Origin of the sequence: Modestobacter sp. VKM Ac-2983, assembly GCF_026967885.1 — a bacterium.
In the GTDB taxonomy this organism is placed as follows: domain Bacteria; phylum Actinomycetota; class Actinomycetes; order Mycobacteriales; family Geodermatophilaceae; genus Modestobacter.
Map to the genome: position 1 here is coordinate 1,163,473 of NZ_JAPVBK010000001.1, position 23,096 is coordinate 1,186,568.

Annotated in this window: 23 protein-coding genes, 1 tRNA gene and 1 pseudogene; 13 read left to right on the forward strand and 12 right to left on the reverse strand. The window is 73.6% G+C overall.

Annotated elements, in window-relative coordinates:
- Positions 1 to 23: 23 nt before the first annotated feature.
- From O2W18_RS05635 to O2W18_RS05645, 3 genes and pseudogenes are all read left to right on the forward strand, one after another.
- Positions 24 to 794, forward strand: coding sequence for a TVP38/TMEM64 family protein (locus O2W18_RS05635; protein WP_269186568.1), 771 nt, complete (start codon positions 24 to 26; stop codon positions 792 to 794).
- A 111-nt stretch (positions 795 to 905) separates the two neighbouring features.
- The gene (locus O2W18_RS05640; protein ID WP_269157332.1) at positions 906 to 1,106 is read left to right on the forward strand and encodes a hypothetical protein; all 201 of its coding nucleotides are present in this window, start codon (positions 906 to 908) and stop codon (positions 1,104 to 1,106) included.
- A gap of 21 nt (positions 1,107 to 1,127) precedes the next feature.
- A pseudogene (locus O2W18_RS05645) lies at positions 1,128 to 1,361 on the forward strand (OsmC family protein); the annotation flags it as partial.
- A gap of 6 nt (positions 1,362 to 1,367) precedes the next feature.
- Here O2W18_RS05645 and O2W18_RS05650 read toward each other — a convergent pair.
- From O2W18_RS05650 to orn, 6 genes are all read right to left on the reverse strand, one after another.
- A complete protein-coding gene (locus O2W18_RS05650; RefSeq protein ID WP_269186569.1) occupies positions 1,368 to 2,039 on the reverse strand; it encodes a haloacid dehalogenase type II in 672 nt (223 codons plus the stop codon).
- A gap of 64 nt (positions 2,040 to 2,103) precedes the next feature.
- A complete protein-coding gene (locus O2W18_RS05655) occupies positions 2,104 to 2,877 on the reverse strand; it encodes a hypothetical protein (RefSeq protein ID WP_269186570.1) in 774 nt (257 codons plus the stop codon).
- Positions 2,867 to 3,712 carry an alpha/beta fold hydrolase gene (locus O2W18_RS05660; protein ID WP_269186571.1) on the reverse strand — a complete coding sequence of 282 codons (846 nt, stop codon included), beginning with the start codon at positions 3,710 to 3,712 and terminating at the stop codon, positions 2,867 to 2,869. The genes O2W18_RS05655 and O2W18_RS05660 overlap by 11 nt, the downstream gene beginning before the upstream one ends.
- On the reverse strand, positions 3,709 to 4,197 hold the full coding sequence (locus O2W18_RS05665; RefSeq protein ID WP_269186572.1) for a vitamin K epoxide reductase family protein: 489 nt from the start codon (positions 4,195 to 4,197) through the stop codon (positions 3,709 to 3,711). Before O2W18_RS05665 ends, O2W18_RS05660 begins: the two co-directional genes overlap by 4 nt.
- Positions 4,198 to 4,440: 243 nt before the next feature.
- Positions 4,441 to 4,516, reverse strand: a tRNA-His gene (locus tag O2W18_RS05670).
- Between the two features lie 62 nt (positions 4,517 to 4,578).
- On the reverse strand, positions 4,579 to 5,259 hold the full coding sequence (gene orn / locus O2W18_RS05675; protein ID WP_269186573.1) for an oligoribonuclease: 681 nt from the start codon (positions 5,257 to 5,259) through the stop codon (positions 4,579 to 4,581).
- Positions 5,260 to 5,398: 139 nt separating this feature from the next.
- Between orn and O2W18_RS05680 the strand changes: the two genes are divergently transcribed.
- The gene (locus O2W18_RS05680; protein WP_269186574.1) at positions 5,399 to 6,622 is read left to right on the forward strand and encodes a hypothetical protein; all 1,224 of its coding nucleotides are present in this window, start codon (positions 5,399 to 5,401) and stop codon (positions 6,620 to 6,622) included.
- Positions 6,623 to 6,739: 117 nt separating this feature from the next.
- Positions 6,740 to 8,500, forward strand: a complete 1,761-nt coding sequence (locus O2W18_RS05685; protein WP_269186575.1) for a hypothetical protein — start codon at positions 6,740 to 6,742, stop codon at positions 8,498 to 8,500.
- Positions 8,501 to 8,572: 72 nt separating this feature from the next.
- Here O2W18_RS05685 and O2W18_RS05690 read toward each other — a convergent pair whose 3' ends face one another.
- Positions 8,573 to 9,169: an SACE_7040 family transcriptional regulator gene (locus O2W18_RS05690; protein ID WP_269186576.1), complete on the reverse strand. Its 597-nt coding sequence runs from the start codon at positions 9,167 to 9,169 to the stop codon at positions 8,573 to 8,575.
- Positions 9,170 to 9,232: 63 nt separating this feature from the next.
- Here O2W18_RS05690 and O2W18_RS05695 point away from each other — a divergent pair, with 63 nt between their 5' ends.
- Positions 9,233 to 10,834, forward strand: a complete 1,602-nt coding sequence (locus O2W18_RS05695; RefSeq protein WP_269186577.1) for a carboxyl transferase domain-containing protein — start codon at positions 9,233 to 9,235, stop codon at positions 10,832 to 10,834.
- A gap of 43 nt (positions 10,835 to 10,877) precedes the next feature.
- On the opposite strand, the gene O2W18_RS05700 is transcribed toward O2W18_RS05695, so the two are convergent.
- Positions 10,878 to 11,408 (reverse strand): ferritin, encoded by a 531-nt coding sequence (locus O2W18_RS05700; RefSeq protein WP_269186578.1) that lies wholly within the window; start codon positions 11,406 to 11,408, stop codon positions 10,878 to 10,880.
- A gap of 98 nt (positions 11,409 to 11,506) precedes the next feature.
- Here O2W18_RS05700 and O2W18_RS05705 point away from each other — a divergent pair, with 98 nt between their 5' ends.
- From O2W18_RS05705 to O2W18_RS05730, 6 genes are all read left to right on the forward strand, one after another.
- Positions 11,507 to 11,692: a hypothetical protein gene (locus O2W18_RS05705; protein ID WP_269186579.1), complete on the forward strand. Its 186-nt coding sequence runs from the start codon at positions 11,507 to 11,509 to the stop codon at positions 11,690 to 11,692.
- A gap of 34 nt (positions 11,693 to 11,726) precedes the next feature.
- A complete protein-coding gene (locus O2W18_RS05710) occupies positions 11,727 to 13,721 on the forward strand; it encodes an ATP-binding protein (protein ID WP_269186580.1) in 1,995 nt (664 codons plus the stop codon).
- Positions 13,718 to 14,878: an acyl-CoA dehydrogenase family protein gene (locus tag O2W18_RS05715; RefSeq protein WP_269186581.1), complete on the forward strand. Its 1,161-nt coding sequence runs from the start codon at positions 13,718 to 13,720 to the stop codon at positions 14,876 to 14,878. The genes O2W18_RS05710 and O2W18_RS05715 overlap by 4 nt, the downstream gene beginning before the upstream one ends.
- Before the next feature lie 39 nt (positions 14,879 to 14,917).
- Positions 14,918 to 15,163: a type II toxin-antitoxin system Phd/YefM family antitoxin gene (locus O2W18_RS05720; protein WP_269171313.1), complete on the forward strand. Its 246-nt coding sequence runs from the start codon at positions 14,918 to 14,920 to the stop codon at positions 15,161 to 15,163.
- Positions 15,160 to 15,411, forward strand: a complete 252-nt coding sequence (locus tag O2W18_RS05725) for a Txe/YoeB family addiction module toxin (protein ID WP_269186582.1) — start codon at positions 15,160 to 15,162, stop codon at positions 15,409 to 15,411. The genes O2W18_RS05720 and O2W18_RS05725 overlap by 4 nt, the downstream gene beginning before the upstream one ends.
- A 186-nt stretch (positions 15,412 to 15,597) precedes the next feature.
- Positions 15,598 to 17,928 carry a LamG-like jellyroll fold domain-containing protein gene (locus O2W18_RS05730; RefSeq protein WP_269186583.1) on the forward strand — a complete coding sequence of 777 codons (2,331 nt, stop codon included), beginning with the start codon at positions 15,598 to 15,600 and terminating at the stop codon, positions 17,926 to 17,928.
- 95 nt (positions 17,929 to 18,023) lie between these two features.
- Here the strand turns inward: O2W18_RS05730 and codB are convergent, their stop codons facing one another.
- Positions 18,024 to 19,319, reverse strand: coding sequence for a cytosine permease (gene codB, locus O2W18_RS05735; protein ID WP_269186584.1), 1,296 nt, complete (start codon positions 19,317 to 19,319; stop codon positions 18,024 to 18,026).
- Complete coding sequence (locus O2W18_RS05740) at positions 19,316 to 19,804, reverse strand: nucleoside deaminase (protein ID WP_269186585.1); 489 nt, start codon at positions 19,802 to 19,804, stop codon at positions 19,316 to 19,318. The genes codB and O2W18_RS05740 overlap by 4 nt, the downstream gene beginning before the upstream one ends.
- A 144-nt stretch (positions 19,805 to 19,948) precedes the next feature.
- On the opposite strand from O2W18_RS05740, the gene O2W18_RS05745 reads away from it, so the two are divergent.
- The gene (locus O2W18_RS05745) at positions 19,949 to 21,484 is read left to right on the forward strand and encodes a helix-turn-helix domain-containing protein (protein ID WP_269186586.1); all 1,536 of its coding nucleotides are present in this window, start codon (positions 19,949 to 19,951) and stop codon (positions 21,482 to 21,484) included.
- Here the strand turns inward: O2W18_RS05745 and O2W18_RS05750 are convergent.
- Positions 21,481 to 22,494, reverse strand: a complete 1,014-nt coding sequence (locus O2W18_RS05750) for an NADPH:quinone reductase (RefSeq protein WP_269186587.1) — start codon at positions 22,492 to 22,494, stop codon at positions 21,481 to 21,483. The two genes, O2W18_RS05745 and O2W18_RS05750, sit on opposite strands and share 4 nt — an antisense overlap.
- Before the next feature lie 39 nt (positions 22,495 to 22,533).
- Positions 22,534 to 22,797 (reverse strand): WhiB family transcriptional regulator, encoded by a 264-nt coding sequence (locus O2W18_RS05755; protein WP_269171920.1) that lies wholly within the window; start codon positions 22,795 to 22,797, stop codon positions 22,534 to 22,536.
- Positions 22,798 to 23,096 lie beyond the last annotated feature (299 nt).

Genomic DNA, 23,096 nt, shown 5'->3' on the forward strand with positions numbered 1-23,096 from the left:
CCAGGAGCGTCCGGTCGTGTCTGATGGTCCACGTGTCCGCCGGTCAGCGCCCCCTGCGAGCCGGGCATCGCCGGGTGATCCGGGCACGGGTGTGTGCCCGGTGGTCGACGTGGCTGCGGCTGACCGTGCTGGTGCTGCTGATCGCGGGCGCCGTGGTCGTCGCGGCCCTGGTCGGGGTGCCGGACGCGCAGCAGGTGCGGGCCGACGTCGCCGCGGTGGGGCCGGCCGCTCCTGTCCTCTTCCTGCTGGTCTATGCGGTGGCCAGCCTTGCCCCGGTGCCCAAGAACGTGTTCAGCGTGGCGGCCGGCCTGCTGTTCGGCCTCGTCCAGGGCACCGGCATCGTCCTGCTGGCCGCACTGCTGGGAGCGCTCGCCGCCTTCGCGCTGGGGCGTGCCCTCGGTCGGGAGGCGGTCGAACGGATGACCGGCGGCCGGGTGGCCCGCGTCGATGCGCTGCTCGGCCGGCACGGGTTCCTGGCCGTCCTGGGCGTGCGGCTGGTGCCGGTGCTGCCCTTCACCGCGATCAACTACGCGGCCGGGCTGACCGCCGTCCGCCTCCGCGACTACGTCCTCGGGACCGCGGTCGGCATCCTCCCGGGCACCGTCGCCCACGTCGCTCTCGGCGCGTACGGGACGTCCCCGGGGTCGTGGCCCTTCGTGGCCGCCGTGCTGGGACTCATCGCGCTGACGGCCGGAGGCGCAGCCGCCGTCCACCGCCACCGCCACCGCCACAAGGGGACGACGCCGGGGGCCCAGCGGGCGACCGCGGGGTCGGCGCAGTCAGGAGAGGGCTGACCGCGGTGGGCCGAGAGTGGCCCGAGCCCCTGATCTCGTCCCGCCTCGCGGCGACCCGCGCCGAGCGGGATGGTGGAGGCGGCATCGCCGCCGAGCAGCAGGGAGGAACCCATGGGTGACATCGCGTACGTGTCCGAGGTGAGGGTCGAGCGCATGGGTGGCTCCCTGCGGGCGGCCCACCTGCCGGGTGAGGAGCAGCCGACGATCTACGGCATGCACGGTGCGATCGCCGAGCACTACGGCGCCGAGCCCGGGCAGTTCGAGAGCCACGCGTCGACGATCGACCACCTGGTCGGCGCCGCGCTCGGTTAGCTCACCGGGACGTTCGCCGGAGCCCTGGCGGCTCGGCGGATCGACCCCACCGGTCTGGTGGGGCACGCCCGGGGCGAGGTCGAGCTGGACGGCAAGGTGCTCGTGGTCAAGCGGATCGCGGTCACCTACCGCGGGCTGTCCTTCGCGGACGAGGACGCGGAGAAGGTCGAGCGAGTGCTGGCGGTCCACGCCAAGAGCTGCCCGGTCGCGCGGAGCCTCGAGGGGGCGATCGAGATCACGACGCAGCTGGGCTGAGCTGGGTCAGCCCAGCTGGTCGGCGAGGTCGGCCAGGCCGGTGGCGCGCAGCGACGGCGGGGTGAAGACGTGCGGGTACGGCGTCCCGGCGCGGTCGAGCCACGCGGTGCGCAGCCCGGCACGGGCGGCGCCGTCGATGTCCCAGGGATGGACGGCCACCAGCAGCATGTCGGCCGGATCGGTCCCGCAGGCCTGCGCCGCGTACTCGTAGGCGCCGCGGGCCGGCTTCCAGATGCCGGCGTCCTCCACCGACAGCAGTGCCTCGAACTGGTCCCGGATGCCGGCGGAGGTGAACAGCTGCTCGGAGACCTGGGCGGATCCGTTGGTCAGGGTGACCAGCCGCCGCCCCGATGCGCGCAGGGCTCGCACGCCGTCGGGGACGTCGGGGTGCACCGACAGCTGCATGAAGCCGCTGAGGACGTGCTCGACGGCCGCGTCGACGTCCCGGTCGAGGTCGATGCCGTGCAGCACCGAGCGCAGTGCGTCGGCACCGAGTTCGGCGAAGGGGCGGGAGGCGCCGACGGCGGTCAGGGCGAACCCGTCGCGCAGCAGCGAGGCGAACCACAGCTTCGCCAGGTGCGCCGGTGCACCGACGTCGCTGAACCGCTGGGCCATCGGGCTCATGTCGGACAGGGTCTCGTTGACGTCGAAGACGATCACGGACGGCGAGGTGCTCAACGCGGGGCTCCTGGGGATCGGTACAGCGGGGGACGGACGGCGGATCGGGGTCGGAGGCCGGCGCTCATCCGGCGTCCGCGCTGGAGGCCACCAGGACGAGGACCCGCGGGAGGGTCGCGCGGTAGGCGTCCAGGACGGCGGCCATGCCGGGGCGGGCATCGGTCACCCCGGCCTGCTCGAGGGCGGCCGGTGAGGCGGCTACCCGCCACGGGAGGCCGCGCGCGACCTCGGACGCCCTCGCCTGCAGGTGGTCGGCGGCCGGTCGGCTGGCCTCCACCTGGGGGCGGAGTGCTGCCCAGGCCGGTTCCAGCAGACCCCGTGCGGCCAGCGAGCGCCAGACGGTGTTGACGATCGGCGTCTCCAGCGCGGCGCAGATCTCGCCGTACGAGCGCGGGGCCGGGGCGTCCGCGGGGGAGGGGGCAGGCTGCCGTGGCTGCACCGGCCGGGGCGCGTGGGCGTGCCCCGGCGCGGACGGCAGGTCGAGCTCGCCGTCCAGTGCCAGCCGCAGACCGGCGGCGAGCAGCAGCATCCGGCTGAGTGGGCCGGCGAAGCCGGCGAGCCCGGCTCGGACGTCGGCGTCGGCAGGCGGCTCTGCGACGTCCCGCACGGAGGTGACGAGCTGCTGGGCTGCCGACCCGAACTCGTCGGTGGACAGGACGGGAGCGGCCTGCGAGTGGGCCAGCACCAGGTAGCCCGGGCAGAGCGCCAGGGACTTGAACAGACTGGGCACGAACGGCATGCCCTCGAGGAGGTCGGCGTAGACGGCGGCGACGACGCCGGTGGCGTCGGCCTCCTCCACCATGGGATAGCTCGCGACCCCCGCCGCGTCAGCGCTCACGGTCATCCCCCGGTGTCCGGCCGAGGAGCTCGTCGACGGCAGCCGCGATGACCTCCGGGTGGTCCTCGGGGGTGAAGTGCTTGCCGCCGGGGATGGTCTGCAGGGTCGTCCCGAGGTCGGCGGCGAGGCGGCGGCCGTACTCCACCTTCTGGAACCGGTCGGCGTCCCCCCAGACCAGGCGGGCCGGCAGACCCAGCGAGGGCAGCCGGTCGGCGACGGCGATCGTGTCGGCCACGTCCAGCGCGCTGGCCTGGCGCATCAGACTGCGGGCGGCGCCGTGGGTGACGTAGTGCTGCCAGTGCACACCGATCGACTCCAGCGCCCGGGCCCGGTCGTCGTGCCCGCGGTGGACCAGCTGGACGAACGAGGGGTACAGCGCGAGCTCGGGCAGGTGCCGCAGCACCGGCGCGGCACGCTGCATCGCCTTGACGCTGGGGATGGGCCAGGAGTCGTAGCAGACGGCGTTGGTGAGCACGATGCCGGAGAACCGGCCCGGAGCCCGGACCGCCGCGATCTGGGCGACCCCGCCGCCGAGGTCGTGGCCGACGAGCACCGGTGACTCCAGGCCGACCAGGTCCAGCCAGCGCAGCAGCCGATCGGCCTGGGCGGCCAGTCCGAGGTCGCGGCCCTCGCCGTCGGGGATGGAGCTGCCGTAGCCGACCATCTCGAGGGCCAGCGACCGGCCGCTGACCAGAGGCATGACGTGCCGCCACAGCCGGGGCGAGGTCGGGATGCCGTGGACGAGGACGACGGGCGGGCCCTCGCCGTGCTCGAGCCAGCGGACCGGCTCGCCGTCCAGGAGCTCCTCGTGCAGCTGTATGCCGACCCCGTTCACGACCGGCCCCGCAGGCGGCGGAGCGCCGCGCGCGCCTCGGGCAGGGCCAGCGGGAGGGTGGCGACCTGGGCCACCGCGGCCACGGTGCACCAGGAACAGACCTTGCGGTGCTTGGTGACCTGCTCGGCGAACAGGTAGATGCCACCGCCGGCGTCCGCGGCGGTCTTGGCGGCCAGCGCCAGCGGCACCCACGGCATGGTCCTGGCGCGGTCGCGGTCACCCATCCCGGCCAGGACCAGCGTGACCCCGGCACTCAGCAACCCCAGCGCGGCATCCGGCGTCCGCAGCTCCTGGTAGGCCTCACCGGAGGCGTCGACGGCGTCGGCGTCGAGGAACGGCAGCGACAGTTCGGGCACCCGGCGCAGCAGCCCGAACTGGTAGAGCCCGACCACGCCCAGCGCGGCCGACGCCAGCGAGGTCAGCCCCGCCACCCGGCGGCGCTGCTCCAGGAAGCTGCCGGTGCCGCGGCGCAGGTCGTCGCTCACCCGCTCCGCCGCCGGGGAGCTCGACCGGCCGATCCCCCCAGACCGTGGCCGCACGGAGGCGGCTTCCGGTCCGGCTGCCCGCTCTCGACTCGTCGTACTGCGCATGGGGTGCTCCTCCGGTCGGGTGCACTCGCCCATGCCCCCTGACGCGGCCGTGAACCACGGTGGACCAGACACGGACGGCACGGACTCGGCCGGCGCAACGGGAGAAGCCCTGGTCAGCGAACTGACCAGGGCCTCCGGTGGGGTGAGTGACGGGACTTGAACCCGCGACATCCAGGATCACAACCTGGCGCTCTACCAGCTGAGCTACACCCACCATGTACACCGGGCGGCTGGCGAGAGCCGGCCCGGTGGACGAGCACACGATACCGGAGGCGCTCAGCTCTCCGACGAGGCCGGGGTCGCGGCCGGCTCGGTGTCGTCGGCGCCGGCCGTCAGCAGCGGCGCGAACGCCGTCACGACGTCGGTGGCCGCCGCCTGGGCCTGGTCGCTGCTGGGGCCCGGCTCGGGCACGAAGAGGGTCTGCCGGTAGTACGCCAGCTCCCGGATCGACTCCAGGATGTCGGCCAGCGCCCGGTGGGCCAGGCCCTTGGGCGGCTGGGCGAAGTAGACCCGGGGGAACCAGCGGCGGCCGAGCTCCTTGATCGAGGAGACGTCGATCATCCGGTAGTGCAGGTGGTCGTCGAGCTCGGGCATGTCCCGGGCCAGGAAGCCGCGGTCGGTGCCGATCGAGTTGCCGCACAGCGGCGCGGTGCGGCGTTCGGGCACGAACCGCTTCACGTAGGCGAGCACGAGGGCCTGGGCCTCCTCGAGGGTGACCGTCGAGGCACGCACCTCCTCGGTGAGCCCGGACTTGGCGTGCATCTCGGTGACCACGTCGGCCATCCCGGCCAGGTCGGCGTCCTCGGCGTGGATGATCACGTCCAGCCCGGGGTCGAGCACGTTGAGCTGGGAGTCGGTCACCACCACCGCGACCTCGATGAGCTTGTCGCCGACCAGGTCGAGCCCGGTCATCTCACAGTCGATCCAGACCAGGTTGTTCGCTGCGCTGTCCGCCACGGCCGCGACCCTACGCACCGCTGCGGCAGCCCACCGGCCACACCCGCCCCAGGGCTCGCGGCCCGCCGTGGGAACGGGCCTCCCGGGCTTCTCCCGTGGCTACAGTCCGGGCTCCTGCACCGACCTCGCGGAGCCGCTCGTGTCCTCCAGCACCTCCCTCACGTCGCCGTCCCGGCCGTCGGTGCCCGCACCGGCCTCCCCGGGCGACGCGTTCCGGCACCCGGTCGCGCTCCTCCGCTGGCTCTGGCAGGCCTACATGACCCCGGGGCGTCCCGGCCGGCCCACCAGCCCTGACGAGCTGCGCTGGATCTACCTGGCCTGGCTGGGTGCCTTCGCGCTGAAGATGCTCGGCTCCTCCTGGGACGTCTCCTGGCACTTCAAGTGGCTGCGCGACGACCTGGCCCCGCCGCACCTGCTCAACTCGGCCGGCACCGCCCTCGTCGTCGCCCTCGTCGTCTTCCACAGCTACAGCGGTCGCGGCGTCGACCGGCGTGCGCTGCAGCTCATGCAGGCCGGCATCGGCACCTTCCTGGTCGCCATCCCGATCGACGTCGTCAACCACCGCGTCAACGGGCTGGACATCACCAGCTGGAGCCCCAGCCACGCACTGCTCTACCTGGGGACGGCGATCATGCTCGCCGGCGCCATCCGGGGCTGGTGGCTCTACGCAGCGCCCGGCCGGTTGCGCGACCTGGTGTCGCTGGGGCTGTGGCTGTTCTTCCTGGAGAACGTGATGTTCCCCAACCAGCACCAGGAGTACGGCGTGCTGTCCCTGGCCGCCTACCGGGCCGGCCGGACCACCGCCGAACCCCAGCTGCTGGACTTCGCCGCCTCGCAGGGGCAGACGCCCGTCCAGTTCATGCTGCCCGTGCCCGCCTGGGTGCACCCGGCCTGGCTGGTCTGCGCCGGGCTGCTCGCGCTCGTGGTGGCCCGCCGGGCCGTCGGGCTGCGCTGGACGGCCACGGTCCTGGCCGGCAGCTACCTCGCCTACCGGGCGGTGACCGGGTTGCTGCTGGACGCCACCGGCTTCCCGCCCTCGGTCCTGCCGCTGATGCTGCTCGCCGGTGCGGTCCTCATCGACCTCGCCGTGCTCGCCCGGGTGCCGGGCTGGCTGGCCGGCCTGGCCGTCACCGGGGGAGCAGCCGTCGGGGCGTTCGTCCAGTCGGCGCTCGACGTCATCCCGCCGTGGGACTGGTGGGCGCTGCCGGTGGTGGCGGTCGGCCTCGCCGTGCTCTGGGGCGGCCTGGACCTGGTCATCGGGAGCTGGCGGTTCGCCCGGTGGCAGGCGCCGGTGGCACCGGGCGGTCCTGCGGTCGGGGACACGCCGATCGCGGCAGGGGAGGGCGGCGCGTCCTTCCGCTGAGCCCGGAACGGGCCCGGCGATGACGTAACGTCGAACCGGTCCGCCGCCCAGCCGCCGCGGCCCCGCCGCGGTCGCTCCCGTCCTGCCGCGCCCACGCTGCCAGCCCCTGGAGAGTCCGTGCTGATCCTCACGCCGACGCCGCTGCAGACAGCGGCCGAGCGTGCGTTCTTCGCCGAGCTCGCGGGCTGGGAAACCGGCAGCGGCGTCCGGGGTGCCGTCATGGCCTCGCTGCCGGTCACCGAGGGCCCGATGCAGCGCCGGCAGTCCGACGCGGTGCTGTTCGTGCCCGAGGGCGTCGCCGTCGTCCGGGTCGTCGAGGTGGAGCGCCAGTCCGGCGTCGTCACCGCCGCAGCCGAGGGCGCCTGGACGATCGGGCCCGGCGACGGGCCCGGCGAGGTGCTCCAGCTGGCCGGTGGGGGCTCCAACCCGCTCGACGGCCTGATGCGGTCGGGGATGCACGCCGCGGTGACCCTGCGCAAGGCCGGGATCGAGCCCGGGCGGATCGCCCGGCTCACCGTCCTCACCGGATCGGTGACCGGGCTGCTGCCGGCGGACGGCGACCTGGGCGAGGGTGACCAGGTCGCCCTCCTGGAGCCCGGCTCGCTGCAGCTCGGCGTGGCCCGCGCGGCCCGGCACGCGGGCACGGACAACCCACGACTGTGGACGACGGCCGACGTCCGCGCCGGCATCGAGGCCCTCGGCATGGCCGGCCGGGTCCCCACGGTCGAGGAGCTCAACGGCGAGGGCTTCCCCTACTCGCCCTACGTGCTGCGCCGTCCGGACCTGCTGACCCCCGCCGCGCTCAACGCGGCACCCCGCCGGACCACCGCCGCAGCACCGGCACCCGCGCCGCAGGCCAGGCGCGCCGGCGGCGAGGGCGGGCCGCTGGTCGACCCGGCAGCCGCTGCCCGGATCGCCGCCGCCGCGGTCCAGGCGCAGGAGGCCGCCGAGCGGAGGGACGACGCGTACTCCTCCGCCGCCGTCCCCGCCGCGGAGGCAGCAGCTGCTCCCGACGCACCGCGGCCGCAGGCTCGCCCCGGCGACACCATGGCGCTGGTCCACGAGCCGGGCGGCCGCCCAGCCGAGGACACCGGCGGCCTGGGCGGGCTCTTCGGCACCCCCGAGGCCGGCGCAGGACCTGCTGAGCAGCGGCCGCGCGAGCTGCCACCGGAGCTCCGTCCCCGTCCGCAGGCCGGCCCCCTCCGGCCGGCGTCGGGCAGCAGCGCGACGACCCCCGGGGGCGGCTCCTCCCGCCGCCGCCAGGTCCTGCTCGTGGCGGCGGCGCTGGCGGTGGTGGCGCTGCTCACCGTCGTCGGTGTCCTGGCGCTGACCGAGGACGACGGCGACGCGGGGACGACGACAGTGGGTGCGACCGCCGGCGCCGCCCCCACCTCGTCGGCGCCCCCGGGCCCCGTCCTCGGCTCCACCGCGGTCGTCAACGGCACCACGTTCACGCTGCAGGCGGCCGAGGAGCACGGGACCTGCAACGGGCACGCCTACGACGCCGTCGCCGGGTTCTTCGCCAACAGCGACTGCACCGACCTGGACCGGGCGCTGTGGTCGGCGGAGGTCGACGGCCTGCCCGCGGTCGTCTCCGTGGCCCGGGTGACCATGCCCGACGCGGCCAGCGCCCAGGCGCTCCGGTCGCTGACCGACACCGACGGCAGCGGCAACGTCAGCGACCTGCTGCGCGAGGGGGTGCGGTACGACGGCGCGCCCGAGCGGCTGTCCAGCGCCCAGTACGCCAGCAGCCAGCAGGGCTCCACGGTCACCATCGTGGAGACCTCGTGGGCTGGGCCCCAGACGGGCGCCACCTCGGGCCTGGACGCGCTGGCCAGCGCCGGTCTCTCGCTCCCCGGCGAGGGCGTCACCAACTGACGGAGGAGCCCGCTGCCCCCCGCCCTCGGCCCCGTCCCGAGCTCGCAGGAATGAGGAGGACGGGGTCCTTCCTCAGCTCGTGGCGGCGGCCATGGCCATCCCGGCCAGCAGCTCGGCCATCGCCGGGCGGGCGACCCGGCCCGCGCTGTGCGGCGTGGAGTTGATCAGCCCGAACAGTGCGTGCGCCCGGGCCCGGCAGGCCGCGGTCGAGTCCCCGGGGTGGACCCGGGCGAGGACGGCGACCCACTCCTCGACGTAGCGCCGCTGCAGCTGCCGCACCTGGCGGGCGTCCCGGTCGGTCAGCGCGCCCAGGTCCCGGTCCTGAACCGTGATCAGCGCGGGGTTGTCCAGGGCGAAGTCGACCTGGAACTCCACCAGGGCGCGCAGCTGGTCGACCGGTGAGTCGCCGGCCGCCGCGATCCGCTCGGTGCCGCCGGCCAGCAGCCGCTCGCTGATCCGCAGCAGCATCTCGGCCAGCATGGCGTCCTTGCTGGCGAAGTGCCGGTAGATCGCTGGGCCGGTCACGCCCACGGCGGCACCGACGTCGTCGACGCCGACCGAGCGCGAGCCGCGCTCGGCGAACAGCTGGGCGGCCGCGCGCAGGATCTGTTCCCGGCGGGACGGGTTCGCCGCGTCGCTGTGCAGGGCGCTGTCCTGCTGGGACGTCACGGCGTCAGGTTAATCGCCGTTCACACTGGACCGGCACTGTGAACCGTGGTTAACCTCACTCCCGTGGACGCACCGGTGCTGCCCAGTGCCCCGTCGGCCGACCCGGCGGTGGCCGGCAACGCCGCGCACCACGCCGGCCTGGCCGCCGCGCTGGCCGCCCAGCTGGCCCGGGTGGCGCTCGGTGGTGGCGAACGGGCCCGGCAGCGGCACACCGACCGCGGCAAGCTGCTGCCCCGCGAGCGGGTCGACGCGCTGCTGGACCCGGGGAGCCCGTTCCTGGAGCTCTCGCCGCTGGCGGCGCACGGCCTGTACGACGACGAGGCGCCGGCCGCCGGGATCATCACCGGGGTCGGCCGGGTGGCCGGGCGCGAGGTCGTCGTCGTCGCCAACGACGCCACCGTCAAGGGCGGCACCTACTACCCGATGACGGTGAAGAAGCACCTGCGGGCGCAGGAGGTGGCGAAGGAGAACCGGCTGCCCTGCATCTACCTGGTCGACTCCGGCGGGGCCTTCCTGCCGTTGCAGGACGAGGTGTTCCCCGACCGCGAGCACTTCGGCCGGATCTTCTTCAACCAGGCGAACCTGTCGAAGGCGGGGATCCCGCAGATCGCCGCCGTCCTCGGCTCGTGCACCGCCGGCGGTGCCTACGTGCCGGCGATGAGCGACGAGGCGGTCATCGTCCGCGGCCAGGGCACGATCTTCCTGGGTGGGCCGCCGCTGGTGAAGGCGGCGACGGGGGAGGAGGTCAGCGCCGAGGACCTCGGCGGCGGGGACCTGCACTCCCGGGTCAGCGGCGTCACCGACCATCTCGCCGAGGACGACGCGCACGCGCTGCAGATCGTCCGGCAGATCGTCGGCACCCTCGGCCCGCGCGAGCCCCGGCCCTGGGACGTCGAGCCGGTCGAGGAGCCCGCCTACCCGGCGGAGAGCCTCTACGACGTCGTCCCGGTCGACACCCGCACGCCCTACGACGTCCGCGAGGTGATCGCCCGGCTGGTCGACGGCAGCCGGTTCGCCGAGTTCAAGCCGCTGTACGGGTCGACGCTGGTCACCGGCTTCGCCCGGCTGCACGGGCACCCGGTGGGGATCATCGCCAACAACGGCGTGCTGTTCGGTGAGTCCGCGCTCAAGGGCGCGCACTTCATCGAGCTCTGCGACCGGCGGAAGACCCCGCTGCTGTTCCTGCAGAACATCTCCGGCTTCATGGTCGGCCGGGACTACGAGGCCGGCGGCATCGCCAAGCACGGCGCGAAGATGGTGACCGCCGTGGCCTGCGCGCGGGTGCCCAAGCTGACCGTCGTCATCGGTGGCTCGTTCGGCGCCGGCAACTACTCGATGTGCGGCCGGGCGTACTCGCCGCGGTTCCTGTTCACCTGGCCCAACGCGCGCATCTCGGTGATGGGCGGGGAGCAGGCGGCGAGCGTGCTGGCGCAGGTCCGCCGGGACCGGCTGGGGGACGACTGGAGCGCCGAGGACGAGGAGGCGTTCAAGGCGCCGATCCGCGCCCGGTACGAGGAGCAGGGCCACCCGTACCACGCCACGGCCCGGCTCTGGGACGACGGCGTCATCGACCCCGCCCAGACCCGCACCGTGCTCGGGCTCGCGCTCTCCGCCTGCGCCAACGCCCCCCTCGAGGAGGTCGGCTATGGCGTCTTCCGCATGTGAGCCCCGGAGGGGCCAAAATCGCGACTTTGGCCCCCCGACGGGGTCAGCCGGCGGCGCCGGCGATCGCGGGGGCCGTCGGGTCGGCGCCCTCGGGCTTGACCTCGCGCAGCACGTAGTCCTCGATCTGCTCCACGTCCTTCGCCGAGCGGCGGACGACGGCGAGCAGGTCGCTCATCTTGCTGACCTCCTCGACCTGCTCCTTGATGAACCACTGCATGAACTGGTCGGAGGCGAAGTCGTTGTGCTGCCGGGCGACCGCGGTGAGCTGGTTGATCTGCTCGGTGACGCGCTTCTCCTGGTCCAGGGCCAGGGCGACCGGTGCGACGACGTCGGAGAAATCGGTGATCGGGGCGGCGATGCCGGGCATCTTGACCGGGGCGTCGGCGTCGAGCAGGTAGCGGACCATCATCATCGCGTGGTCGCGCTCTTCGCCGGCCTGGTCGAAGAACAGCTGCGCGGTCTGCGGCATGGTCTGCTCGTCGAAGTAGATGGCGCAGGCCACGTACTGCTGGTGGGCGGCGAACTCGTGGCCGATCTGGGCGTTGAGCAGGTCGATGAAGGCATCGGCGGCCATCGGGACTCCTGTAGGTCGCTGGGTGACGTTCGTGAAACGGTAGCGGGCGACACGCCGTACCCGTGGACGGGTCGGCAAGGCATGGCTAACCTCACCGCGTGGGGAAGTCGGCGAAGATGCCCAAGAAGAAGTGCTGCGTCGACAAGCCGCGGTGTGGCCGTTGCCCGCTGCGCGCGCTCGCCGAGGGCACGCTCCCTCCCGGCTACACCGTCAAGAAGCGCCGGCTGGTCAAGGCGGACAAGGCCGACGTCGTCCTCGCGAAGAGCACCCGCAAGGCAGCCTGACCGCAGCCGCGCCCTCGGCGGGGGGTGCTGAGCCGTGTTCGAGACCGTCCTGGTCGCCAACCGCGGGGAGATCGCCGTCCGGGTCATCCGGACACTGCGGGCGATGGGCATCCGCTCGGTCGCGGTGTACAGCGAGGCCGACGCCGGCGCGCTGCACACCCGGCTGGCCGACGTCGCCGTGCCGATCGGTCCCGCGCCCGCCACGCTGAGCTACCTGTCGATCGACCGGGTGCTGGACGCCGCCCGCCGCACCGGCGCGCAGGCCGTCCACCCCGGCTACGGCTTCCTGTCCGAGAACGTCGAGTTCGCCCGGGCCTGCGCGGCCGCCGGGATCGTCTTCATCGGCCCGCCGGTCGACGCGATCGAGGCGATGGGCGACAAGATCCGGGCCAAGCAGACCGTGTCCGCGGCCGGCGTCCCGGTCGTGCCCGGGCGCACCGAGCCGGGGATGGACGACGCCGCGGTCGCCCGGGCCGCTGTCGAGGTGGGCTTCCCGGTGCTGCTCAAGCCCAGCGCCGGCGGCGGCGGCAAGGGCATGCGGGTGGTGCGCGAGCCGGCCGACCTGGCCGAGCAGATCGCCGGTGCCCGCCGCGAGGCCCGCAGTTCCTTCGGCGACGACACGCTGCTCGTCGAGCGGTACCTCGGCCACTCCCGGCACATCGAGGTGCAGGTCTTCGGCGACACCCACGGCACGGTCGTCCACCTGGGCGAGCGGGAGTGCAGCCTGCAGCGCCGGCACCAGAAGGTGATCGAGGAGGCGCCGTCCCCACTGCTGTCGGGGGCCCAACGTGAGGCGATGGGTGCGGCGGCGGTCGAGGCGGCCCGGGCGGTCGGCTACACCGGCGCCGGCACGGTCGAGTTCATCGTGGACGCCGACGCCCCGCAGGACTTCTTCTTCCTGGAGATGAACACCCGGCTGCAGGTCGAGCACCCGGTCACCGAGTGCGTCACCGGGCTGGACCTGGTGGAGCTGCAGCTGCGGGTGGCGGCCGGCGAGCGGCTGCCGATCGGGCAGGACGACGTCCGGCTGACCGGCCACGCCATCGAGGCGCGGGTCTACGCCGAGGACCCCGCGCGTGGGTTCCTGCCGCAGGCCGGGGAGGTCGTCGGGCTGGTCGAGCCGGCCGGCGCCGGCATCCGGGTCGACAGCTCGCTGCGGGTCGGTGGCGTCATCGGCACCGACTACGACCCGATGCTGGCCAAGGTGATCGCCTGGGGCCCGGACCGGGAGACCGCCCGCGCCCGGCTGGTGACCGCGCTCGGCGACACCGCCGTCCTCGGGGTGGCCACCAACACCGGCTTCCTGCGCGACCTGCTGACCGACCCCGACGTCGTCGCCGGCCGGCTGGACACCGGGCTGATCGAGCGCCGCGGCGACGCGCTGACCGGTGCCCGCCCGACCCCGCCGCACGTCCACGCGGCAGCCGCCCTGGCGCTGCTGGCGGAGGCCGAGCCGCGCGGTGCGGTGGTCGACCCGTGGGCGGACACCTCCGGGTGGCGGCTCGGCGAGCCGGCCTGGACGGTCCGCCGGCTGCAGGCGCCCGGCGCGGACCCGGTGACCGTCCGGGTGCGCGGGCGCACCACGGCCGCGCAGGTGCGGGTGGGGGAGGGCGAGCCGATGGCCGCCCGGGTCGCCCGGGACGGCGACGAGCTCAGCGTGACCCTGGGCGACGTCACCACCCGCTACACGGTGGTGCACGCCGGGGGAACCGTCTGGCTCGCCGGCGACGGGCACACGGTCGGGCTGCGCGAGCACGAGCGGCTGGCGACGGCCGGGACGACGGCCGGGTCCGACGGTGCGGTGTCCGCGCCGATGCCCGGCACGGTCACGGTCGTACAGGTGTCCCTCGGGGACCAGGTGGAGGCGGGCACCCCGCTGCTGGTCGTCGAGGCGATGAAGATGGAGCACGTGCTGACCGCCCCCCTCGCGGGGACGGTCACCGAGCTCCCGGTGACGGCCGGCCAGTCGGTCCGGCTCGACGAGCGGGTGGCCGTGGTGACCCCACCGTCGCCCGGCGAGGAGGAGTGACCGTGCTGGACTACCGGCTCGACGAGGAGACCGAGGCGCTGCGGAATGTGGTCCGCGAGTTCGCCGTGGAGGTCATCGCACCGCAGATCGGCGGGTTCTACGAACGCGACGAGTTCCCCACCGACATCGTGCGGCAGATGGGCGAGTTGGGGCTGTTCGGCCTGCCGTTCCCCGAGGAGTACGGCGGCTCGGGCGGTGACTACTTCACCTTGTGCGTGGCGCTGGAAGAGCTGGCCCGGGTCGACAGCTCGGTGGCGATCACCCTGGAGGCCGGGGTGTCGCTGGGCGCGATGCCGATCTTCCGGTTCGGCACCGAGGAACAGAAGCAGCAGTGGCTGCCCCGGCTCTGTGCCGGTGAGGCGCTGGGCGCCTTCGGGCTCACCGAGGCCGGTGGGGGTTCCGATGCCGGGGCCACGAAGACCACCGCCCGGCTCGAGGACGGCGAGTGGGTGATCAACGGCTCGAAGGCGTTCATCACCAACTCCGGTACCGAGATCACCGACCTGGTCATCGTCACCGCGGTCACCGGCACCAAGCCCGACGGCGGCAAGGAGATCTCCGCGATCATCGTGCCGTCGGGCACCCCGGGCTTCGCCGTCGGGAAGCGGTACGCGAAGGTCGGCTGGAACGCCTCGGACACCCGCGAGCTCTCCTTCAGCGACTGCCGGGTGCCCGCGGAGAACCTGGTGGGGGAGCGGGGACGGGGGTACGCCCAGTTCCTGTCGATCCTGGACGAGGGGCGGATCGCGATCTCCGCGCTGGCCGTCGGGCTGGCTCAGGGATGCGTCGACGAGTCGGTCAAGTACGCCGGGGAGCGGGAGGCGTTCGGGCAGCCGATCGGCCGCAACCAGGCGGTGCAGTTCATGATCGCCGACATGGAGGTGCGGGCCTCGACCGCGCGGCTGGCCTACTACCGGGCGGCGGAGAAGATGCTGCGCGGGGAGCCGTTCAAGCGGGAGGCCTCGATCGCCAAGCTGTACAGCTCGGAGATGGCGATGGAGAACGCCCGCTACGCCACCCAGGTGCACGGCGGGTACGGGTTCATGACCGAGTTCCCGGTCGGCCGGTTCTACCGCGACGCCAAGATCCTGGAGATCGGCGAGGGGACGAGCGAGGTGCAGCGCATGCTCATCGCCCGCTCCCTCGGCCTCGGCTGAGTAGTACAGTTTCTCGTACCACTTGCCGATGGAGGTCTCGTGTCCGTCACCGCCAGCGAAGCCCGTCAACGACTGTTCCCGCTCATCGAAGAGGTGAACGACGACCAGGTCGCGGTGGAGATCGTGTCGAAGAAGGGGACGGCGTTCCTCGTCTCCGCGGATGAGTACCACTCGTTGAAGGAGACGGTGCACCTCCTCCAGTCGCCGGAGAACGCCCGGCGTCTCCGGGAGAGCCTCGCCGAGGCAGCCGTCGGCCGAGTGGAGCCGCACGAGCTCATCCCGTGAGGATCGTCTTCACCACCCACGGGTGGGATGACTACACCAGCTGGGTGGGAGACCGGAAGGTGCTCCTCCGCATCAACCGCCTCCTCGACGAGGCCACGCGTGATCCCGGTGCGGGGGCGGGCAAGCCCGAACGGCTCCGGGGAGACCTCTCCGGGTGCTGGTCGCGCCGGATCGATCAGCAGCACCGGCTCGTCTACACCGTGCAGGGCGACGACCTCGTCGTCCTCCAGGCCCGTTACCACTACTGACGCCGTGCGCCTGGACTGAGGGCGTCGCCGTTCCGGTACGTCCCGGGTCGGGAAGTTGATCTAGATGCTTCACGTCCGGCTGGTGCGGCGTACACAGCGCGGACACCAGTCGGCCACAGCCGCTCGACAGCGTGCCTGGGGCGGTGGGACCACCCACCGCCCCAGCACCGTCGAAGGGCACCTCCCATGCACCTGCTCAGATCACGGCCCGCACCCCGCGGCGCCAGCTCCACCCGGACGGCGTGCCTGCGCGCCGTCGCCGGTGTCGGGGTGGCGGCCACGGTCGCCGGTCTCGCCACCGCTGGTGGCCTGGTCACCGCCGGCCCGGCGGCGGCCGCACCCGCCGAGGTCGCGCCCGGGGCCGCGGCGGCCACCGAGCCGGCCTCCCGGTTCACCCTGGCCGTCCTGCCGGACACCCAGTTCTACTCCCGCTACGCCGAGTCGGAGTTCGAGCGGCCCGACCGCTACGGCGACGGCAACAACCCCTTCGCCGTCCAGACCGAGTGGCTGGCCGAGCACGCCGACGAGCTGCGCATCCCGTTCGTCGCGCACCTCGGTGACGTCGTGGACCAGGTCAACCAGGAGGGTGAGTGGCGCACCGCCGACGCCGCCATGCAGACGCTGGACGACGCCGACCTGCCGTACTCGGTCCTCGCCGGCAACCACGACGTCCGGAACTCGGCGAGCAACTGGTTCGACGACCAGTACGACCTGGCCGCTGAGCCCTTCCTGCGCTGGTTCGGCCCCGACCGCGCCGCCGAGCAGTCGACCTACGGCGGCAGCGACCCGACGGGGATGAACCAGTACCACGTCTTCGAGGCCGAGGGGCAGCAGTTCATGGTGCTGGCGCTGTCCTGGCGCGCCTCGGACGCCACCCTCCGCTGGGCCGACGAGGTGATGGCGCAGCACCCGACGGTGCCGGTCATCCTCACCTCGCACGACATCATCGGCATCCAGGACGACGGGGTCTCCCCGCAGGAGACCGGCTACGGCCTGCGACTGTGGGACCAGCTCATCAGGAGCAACGACCAGATCTTCATGACCCTCAACGGGCACTTCCACGGTGCGACGCAGCTGGTCAAGCAGAACGACGCCGGGCACCCGGTGACCCAGGTGCTGATGGACTACCAGATGGCCTACGAGGGCGGGAACGGCTACCTCGGGCTGTTCGAGTTCGACCTCACCAACGACACGATCTCGGTGCAGACCGGCTCGCCGTGGGTGGTCGCCAAGCCGCAGGAGAAGCTGACCTCCTACGACCAGGCGTTCCTGGAGGGCCCGAACCAGCAGTTCACCCTCGACATCGACTTCGAGCAGCGGTTCGCCGGCTTCAACCCGGCCTTCACCGCCGGCTCCGCGGACGAGCCCTCGCTGACCCAGGCGGCCCGCGACATCCTGCTCGACGGCTTCGTCGCCCCGGACCCGATCACCACCTCGCTGCCCGGCTCGACGACCGACTACCCGGTCGTCGAGGGCACCCTGGCGCACTGGCGGATGAACGGGCGCAACGGCGTGGTCGCCCAGGGCGGGGTCATCCGCGACGTCGCCGGCAACAACCGGAACAACCTGATGCGCGTCCCGATCGCGCAGTCCGGGTCGCCGACGGCGCAGCTGGGCGACGTCCGGTTCACCGACGACGCGAACCCGTTCTCCTCCGACGGTGCGGCCGTCTGCTTCGCCAACTCGAGCAAGCAGACCGACCGGTACAGCTACCTGACGACCCGGTCGGACGCCCCGGTGAACACCGCTGCCCTGGCCGACGGGTACACGATCGAGACGTTCCTGAAGATCGACGAGAGCTGGACCCAGAGCGACAACGCCTGGATGAAGGCGATCGTGCGGTCGGGCAACCGCTCGGAGATCGGCGTGCCGCGCACCCGCTGGGACTGGACGGCATCCCCGGTGGCCCTGGGCCTGTCGAACCTGAAGGAGTTCCAGTGGACCGAGGTGCCGATCGACACCGCCAAGGGTGACCGCACCGCGTGGTCGGGCGAGATCATGGTCGACACGTGGGTGCACGTCGCGGTCGTCAACGACCCGGCGACGGCCACCACGACCATGTACGTCGACGGCGCGCCGGTGCTGCGGAACGCCTCGAACACCGTGGGCCACGGCCTGGACGGCGCGATGCCGTGGCTGTTCGGTGCCGACTGGGTCGACGACCAGGCCACCAACGGCTGGAACGGCTGCATCGGGGAGACCCGGGTCGTCGACCACCCGATCGGCCAGGACGAGTGGCTCACCGCGCGGGTGGACCTCGACGGGCTGACCGTCACCACCCCGGCGCCGGACGCGACCCTGTCGCGGACGGTCACGGCCAGCGGCACCGGTACGCCCGGGGCGACCGTCACGGTGGAGGCGAACATCGACCGCAGGGTCACCGTCGGCGCGGACGGCGTCTGGCGGGCGAACCTCGGGACGCTGCGCCCGGGCACGCACGAGCTGGTCGCCCGGCAGTCCATGGGCGACCGGTCGGCCGATCCGGTGACCGTCTCCTTCACCGTCAGCGGGCGGTGACCCCCCGGCGGTCGGCTCGGCACCGGGCCGGCCGCTGAACGCAGCGGGGGGTGCGGACCGTGGTCCGCACCCCCCGCTGTCGTCCTGCCCCCGGCTCAGCCGACCGGGGCCGGGCGCCGGCCGCGCTGCACGGCCAGCACCCCGACCACCGCCACGACCACGCCGATCACCGGCGGGATGCCCCAGCCGGCCTCGTTGCTCGCCCAGGCGGCGAGCGAGGCCACCACGTAGACGGCCAGGTTGCGCCACTCGACGCCGGGCAGCAGCGCCGTTGCCCCGGTCATCCCACCCCGCCACCGGGCCAGGAAGTCACCGATCACCACGCCGCCGAGCGGGGGGACGAGGATGCCGAGCCAGACCAGGTAGTCGATGAGGTTGTCGTAGATGCCGGTGACGGCCAGCAGCGTGCCCAGCACGACGCCCCCGACCACGAACGGCTTCTTCGACCGCGAGTTCGCGATCTCGGCGCCGGCGACGCCGAAGTTGTAGGCCGTGTTGTCGTTGGTCGTCCAGAGGTTCGCCACCAGGAACACCAGCCCCCAGCCGACCAGGCCGAGCTGGTAGAGCACCAGTACGAAGTCGCCCTCGCCGAACGCCACGGCGCCGATCGCCCCGAAGCCGAGCATCAGCAACTGGCCGAGCAGGAAGGCGATCAGGCAGGCCCAGAAGCCCGCCGACGGGGTGCGCGCGAAGCGGGTCCAGTTCGGTGCCTGCGTGCCCCCGGAGGCGAAGGTGCCCACGACGATCGTCACCGCGACGGCGACGGTCATCGTCTCGGCCGGCACGATCGCGGTCAGCCCGCTCCAGCCGCCCACCTCCTCCAGCGACCGCCAGGTCACCCACCCGGCCAGCGCGAGCAGCAGCGGGACCGAGACCAGCGACAGGGCGTACATGCCCTTGTAGCCGAAGTAGGCCGTCGCGCCCATCACCGCACCGCCGACCACCATCAGCGCCACCTCCGGCCCGCGGCCCTCCCAGCCGAGTGCGCTGGCGGTGAGCTGGGCGAGGGTGGCGACGGTGACGCCGTACCAGCCGACCTGGGTGCCGCCGAGCAGCAGCGAGGCGAGCTTCGCCCCCCGCGTGCCGAGCGTGTAACGGCACATCATCACCGTGGTCAGCCCGGTGCGGGCGCCGATCCCGCCGATGACACCGACGTAGACGCCCAGGACGGCGCTGCCCAGCAACAGCACCCAGATCAGGCTGGTGGCCGGGAAGGCCGCCCCGATCTGCGCACCGGCCAGCATGGTCGGGGTGAAGAAGGTGAACCCGAGCAGCACGATGGACAGCGAGAACAGCGACCGGCGCGCCGATGTCGGCACCGGGTCGATCGGGTAGTCCGGGTCGACGGCGTCGGCCGGGGACTCCGCCCGGCGGCTGGTGCTGGCGCTCATCGGGCCGCCTCCGCGGTGGTGTCCTCGCCGATGTCCTCGTTCCAGAGCGCGGGCTGGGCGGCGATGAAGTCGGTCATCAGGTCGATGCACCCCGGGTCGTCGAGGACGACGACCTCCACGCCGTGCTCGGCGAGCCAGTCGTGGCCACCGGAGAACGTGCGGGCCTCACCGACGACGAGCCGGGTGATGCCGAACTGGCGCACCAGCCCGCTGCAGTACCAGCAGGGGGAGAGCGTGGTGACCATCGTGGTGCCGCGGTAGGAGGGCCGGCGGCCGGCCGCCCGGAACGCCGCCGTCTCGGCGTGGACGGACGGGTCGCCGTCCTGCACCCGTCGGTTGTGGCCGCGGCCCCACACCTCGCCGTCCGGACCGATCAGCGCGGCACCGATCGGCACCCCGCCGGTGGCCAGCCCGGCTCGGGCCTCCTCCAGCGCCACCGCCAGCCAGGCGCGGTCCTGGTCCTGCTCGTGCCGTGTGGGGGTCATCTGCGTGGTCCTCCTCGTGGTGCCGGCGCCGTGCGGTGGCGGGCTCGGCACGAGGGTCGCCCTGTCGACACCGCTGGGCAATGAGCAGACCGTCAGGGATCATCGCTCGGGTCCCTGACGATCTGTCCAACCCGGAGGCTGCTCGTGGCCCTGACCCTGGCCGAGTTCCTGCTGCTGCCGTCGGTGCGGCAGGCCAGGCCGGAGGTCGCCGTCCCGCCCGCCCAGCTCGGTGCGGCCGTCCGCTGGGTGCACTCCAGCGAGATCTACGAGATCGGGCCCCTGCTCTCGGCCGGGGACCTGTTGCTCACCACCGGCCTCGGCCTGGCCGGGGCGGACGCCGGTGCCCGACGGCACTGGGTCCGTGAGCTGGCCGCACGCGGGGTGGCGGCGGTGGCGATGGAGCTGGGCCGGTCGCTGCCCGACCTGCCGGGCGAGATCCTGGACGAGGCCGCCCGGCAGGGTCTGCCGCTGTACCTGCTGCGCCAGGTCGTCCCCTTCATCCGCATCTCCGAGGAGGCCAACGGCGCGATCCTGCACGCCGACGCACCCCGGCTGCGGATGGCCGACCAGGTGGTGCACCAGGTCCACGCCGAGCTGGCCGCCGGCGGCGGCACCCCGGCGGTGGTCGGCTGTGCGGCCGCCGCGACCGGTGGCCCGGCTGCCCTGGTCACCCGGTCGGGCCAGGTGGTCGCCGCAGCAGGCGTGCGGGACCAGCGGGCCACCGAGCGGCTGCTCCGCCGGCCCGCGGCGAGCTCGCCGGTGCGCCTCTGGGACGTCGACTGGGGGTCGGTGCTGCTGGGGCCGGGGCCCGGCACCGACCTGCCCGGGCTGCGGGTGCTGGCCGCCCGGCTGGCGAGCGTGGCGGCGGTGGCGGTCGGGCAGTCGGGCACCGGGTCGCCGGGGGACCTGGCGGCGCCGCTGCTGGCCGACCTGCTCGCCGACGCCGTCCCCGGGGTGCGTGAGCTGCTGGTCCGCGCCGGGCTGGCGCGCTTCCACCCCTCGCCGGACGCGCGGGTGCTCGGCATCGCCGCGTCCGCGCCCGATCCCCGGCAGGTGCTGGCCACCTGGACCCGCGTGGCGGTGACGCACGACCTGGAACTGCTCGCCGACCGGGTCCGGGGCGAGGCCGTGGGGCTCGTCGCGGTGCCGCCCGCCCCGGACCGGCCCGACCCGGCCGGGTGGCTCGCGGGCGCCCTGCCGTCGGCCGGTGCGGTCACCACCGTCGGGCCGGAGGTGCCGGTCGCCGACGCCGGCCGGTCGCTGCGGGAGGCGCACGACGCCCTGCCGGTGGCCACGCTGCTCGGCCGGGGCACCGCGGTGACCCGCGACCTGGCCCTGTTCCGGCTGCTGGGGAGGTTGGACGACCGGGCGCTGACCCTGCTGGTGGACGACGCGTTGGCGCCGCTGCTGAGCTGGGATGCCGCGCACGGCAGCGACCTGGTGGAGACGCTCGCCGTCCACCTCCGGCACGGTGGCCGCAAGACCCGGACCGCCGAGGCGCTGCACGTGCAGCGGCAGTCGCTCTACCAGCGGCTGGCCCGGATCGAGGTGCTCCTGGGGCGCCCCGTCGACGACCCGACGTCGCACGAGCACCTCGTCCTCGCCACCAGCGCCCGCGCGCTGCTGGACGCACGGATCGCCCAGCAGCACCCGCGACGTCGCCGGCCGGGGTCCGGCTAGGCGGTGACGTCGATGAGCACCTTGCCGACGGCGCCGTCCTGGACCGCCTGGTGGGCGGCCGCCGTCTCGGCGAGCGGGTGGACGTGCAGCGGCAGCCCGGCGTCCTCGCCGACCCGGACCGCGCCGTCGAGCACCGCGGCGTTGACGTCCTCGACGGCGATGTCCTTGGCCCGGGTGGGCTCGGTGTAGACGAGCACGAACTGCCAGCGGGCGTTGGGCACCATCTGGGAGCGCACCGGGACGGTCACCTCGGTGCCGCCGTCGTCGGCGTACATGGCGACCGCGCCGTGCATCGCGACCAGCTGGGCGTCGATGGCCGCGTTCTGCGCGGCGGAGACCTCCACGATCGAGTCGACGCCGTTCGGCGCGATCTTCCGGACCTCGGCGACGACGTCCTGAGACGTGTAGTCGATGACGTGGTCGGCACCGGCCCTCGCGGCCAGCTGGGCCTTCATCGGGGAGCTCACCGTGGCGATGACGGTGGCCTCGGCCCAGCGGGCCAGCTGGACAGCCGCGTTGCCGACGGCGCCGGCGCCACCCTGCACCAGCACGGTGCGGCCGTTCAGCGAGCCGGGGGAGAGCCGGTCGGGCAGCGACTCGGCGACGGTGAGACAGCGGTGCGCGGTCAGGAAGGGGATGCCGAGCGCGGCGCCCAGTTCGAAGGAGGGGTCGGCGCCCAGGAGCACGGTCTGCCGGGCCGGGACGACGGTGTACTCGGCCGCCGTGCCGTGCGGCCGCTGCCAGGCGGCCTCCCAGATCCACACCCGTTCGCCGACGAGCACGGGGTCGACGCCCTCGCCGACCGCGTCGATCGTGCCGGCGCCGTCCTGGTTGGGCACCTGGCCGTCGGGGCCGGGCTGGGCGGTGCTGCGGGACTTCCAGTCGGTGGGGTTCACGCCGGAGAAGGCCAGGCGCACCCGCACCTCACCGGGGCCGGGGTCGGGGGTGGGGCGGTCGACGAGCTGCAGGACGTCGGGGCCGCCGGGCTGGGTGTAGGTGATGGCTCGCACGAGCCGCTCCTACCCGTCGGACGGGCTGCGATGCGCCGTTCAGCTGGCGCGGCGGCGGAGGCGGCGACGCTCGCGCTCGGAGAGCCCGCCCCAGATGCCGAAGCGCTCGTCCATGGTCAGGGCGTACTCCAGGCACTCGGCGCGGACGTCGCAGCCGGTGCAGATCTTCTTGGCCTCGCGGGTGGAGCCGCCCTTCTCCGGGAAGAACGCCTCCGGGTCGGTCTCGGCGCACAGGGCGCGCTCCTGCCAGCTCTGGTCCTCGGTGTCCATGCCCGGGAAGCCGGCGTCGAAGACGTCGGCCATGCCCAGCACGTCCTGGCCGTAGGTGACCGGCGCCGCCTCGGCAGCAGCAGTCCGGTAGTCGCTCATCCACGTCACGTCAGCCATCACGATGCGTCCCCCTGCGTCTCGTTCCGGCGTCCCGCGGTCGCGGTTGCCGTTTCGTCACCGTCGGTGACGTCGAGGGGAATTACACGGGGGTGGTTCCCCAGGCGTCAAATGTCGGGCAGATGACGCCGGACCCCGTCCGTCACTGCTGTCCCACCGACCTCAGGAGGATGTGGAGATCGGCACGACACGCCGTGTCCAGGGTCAGGTTCTGC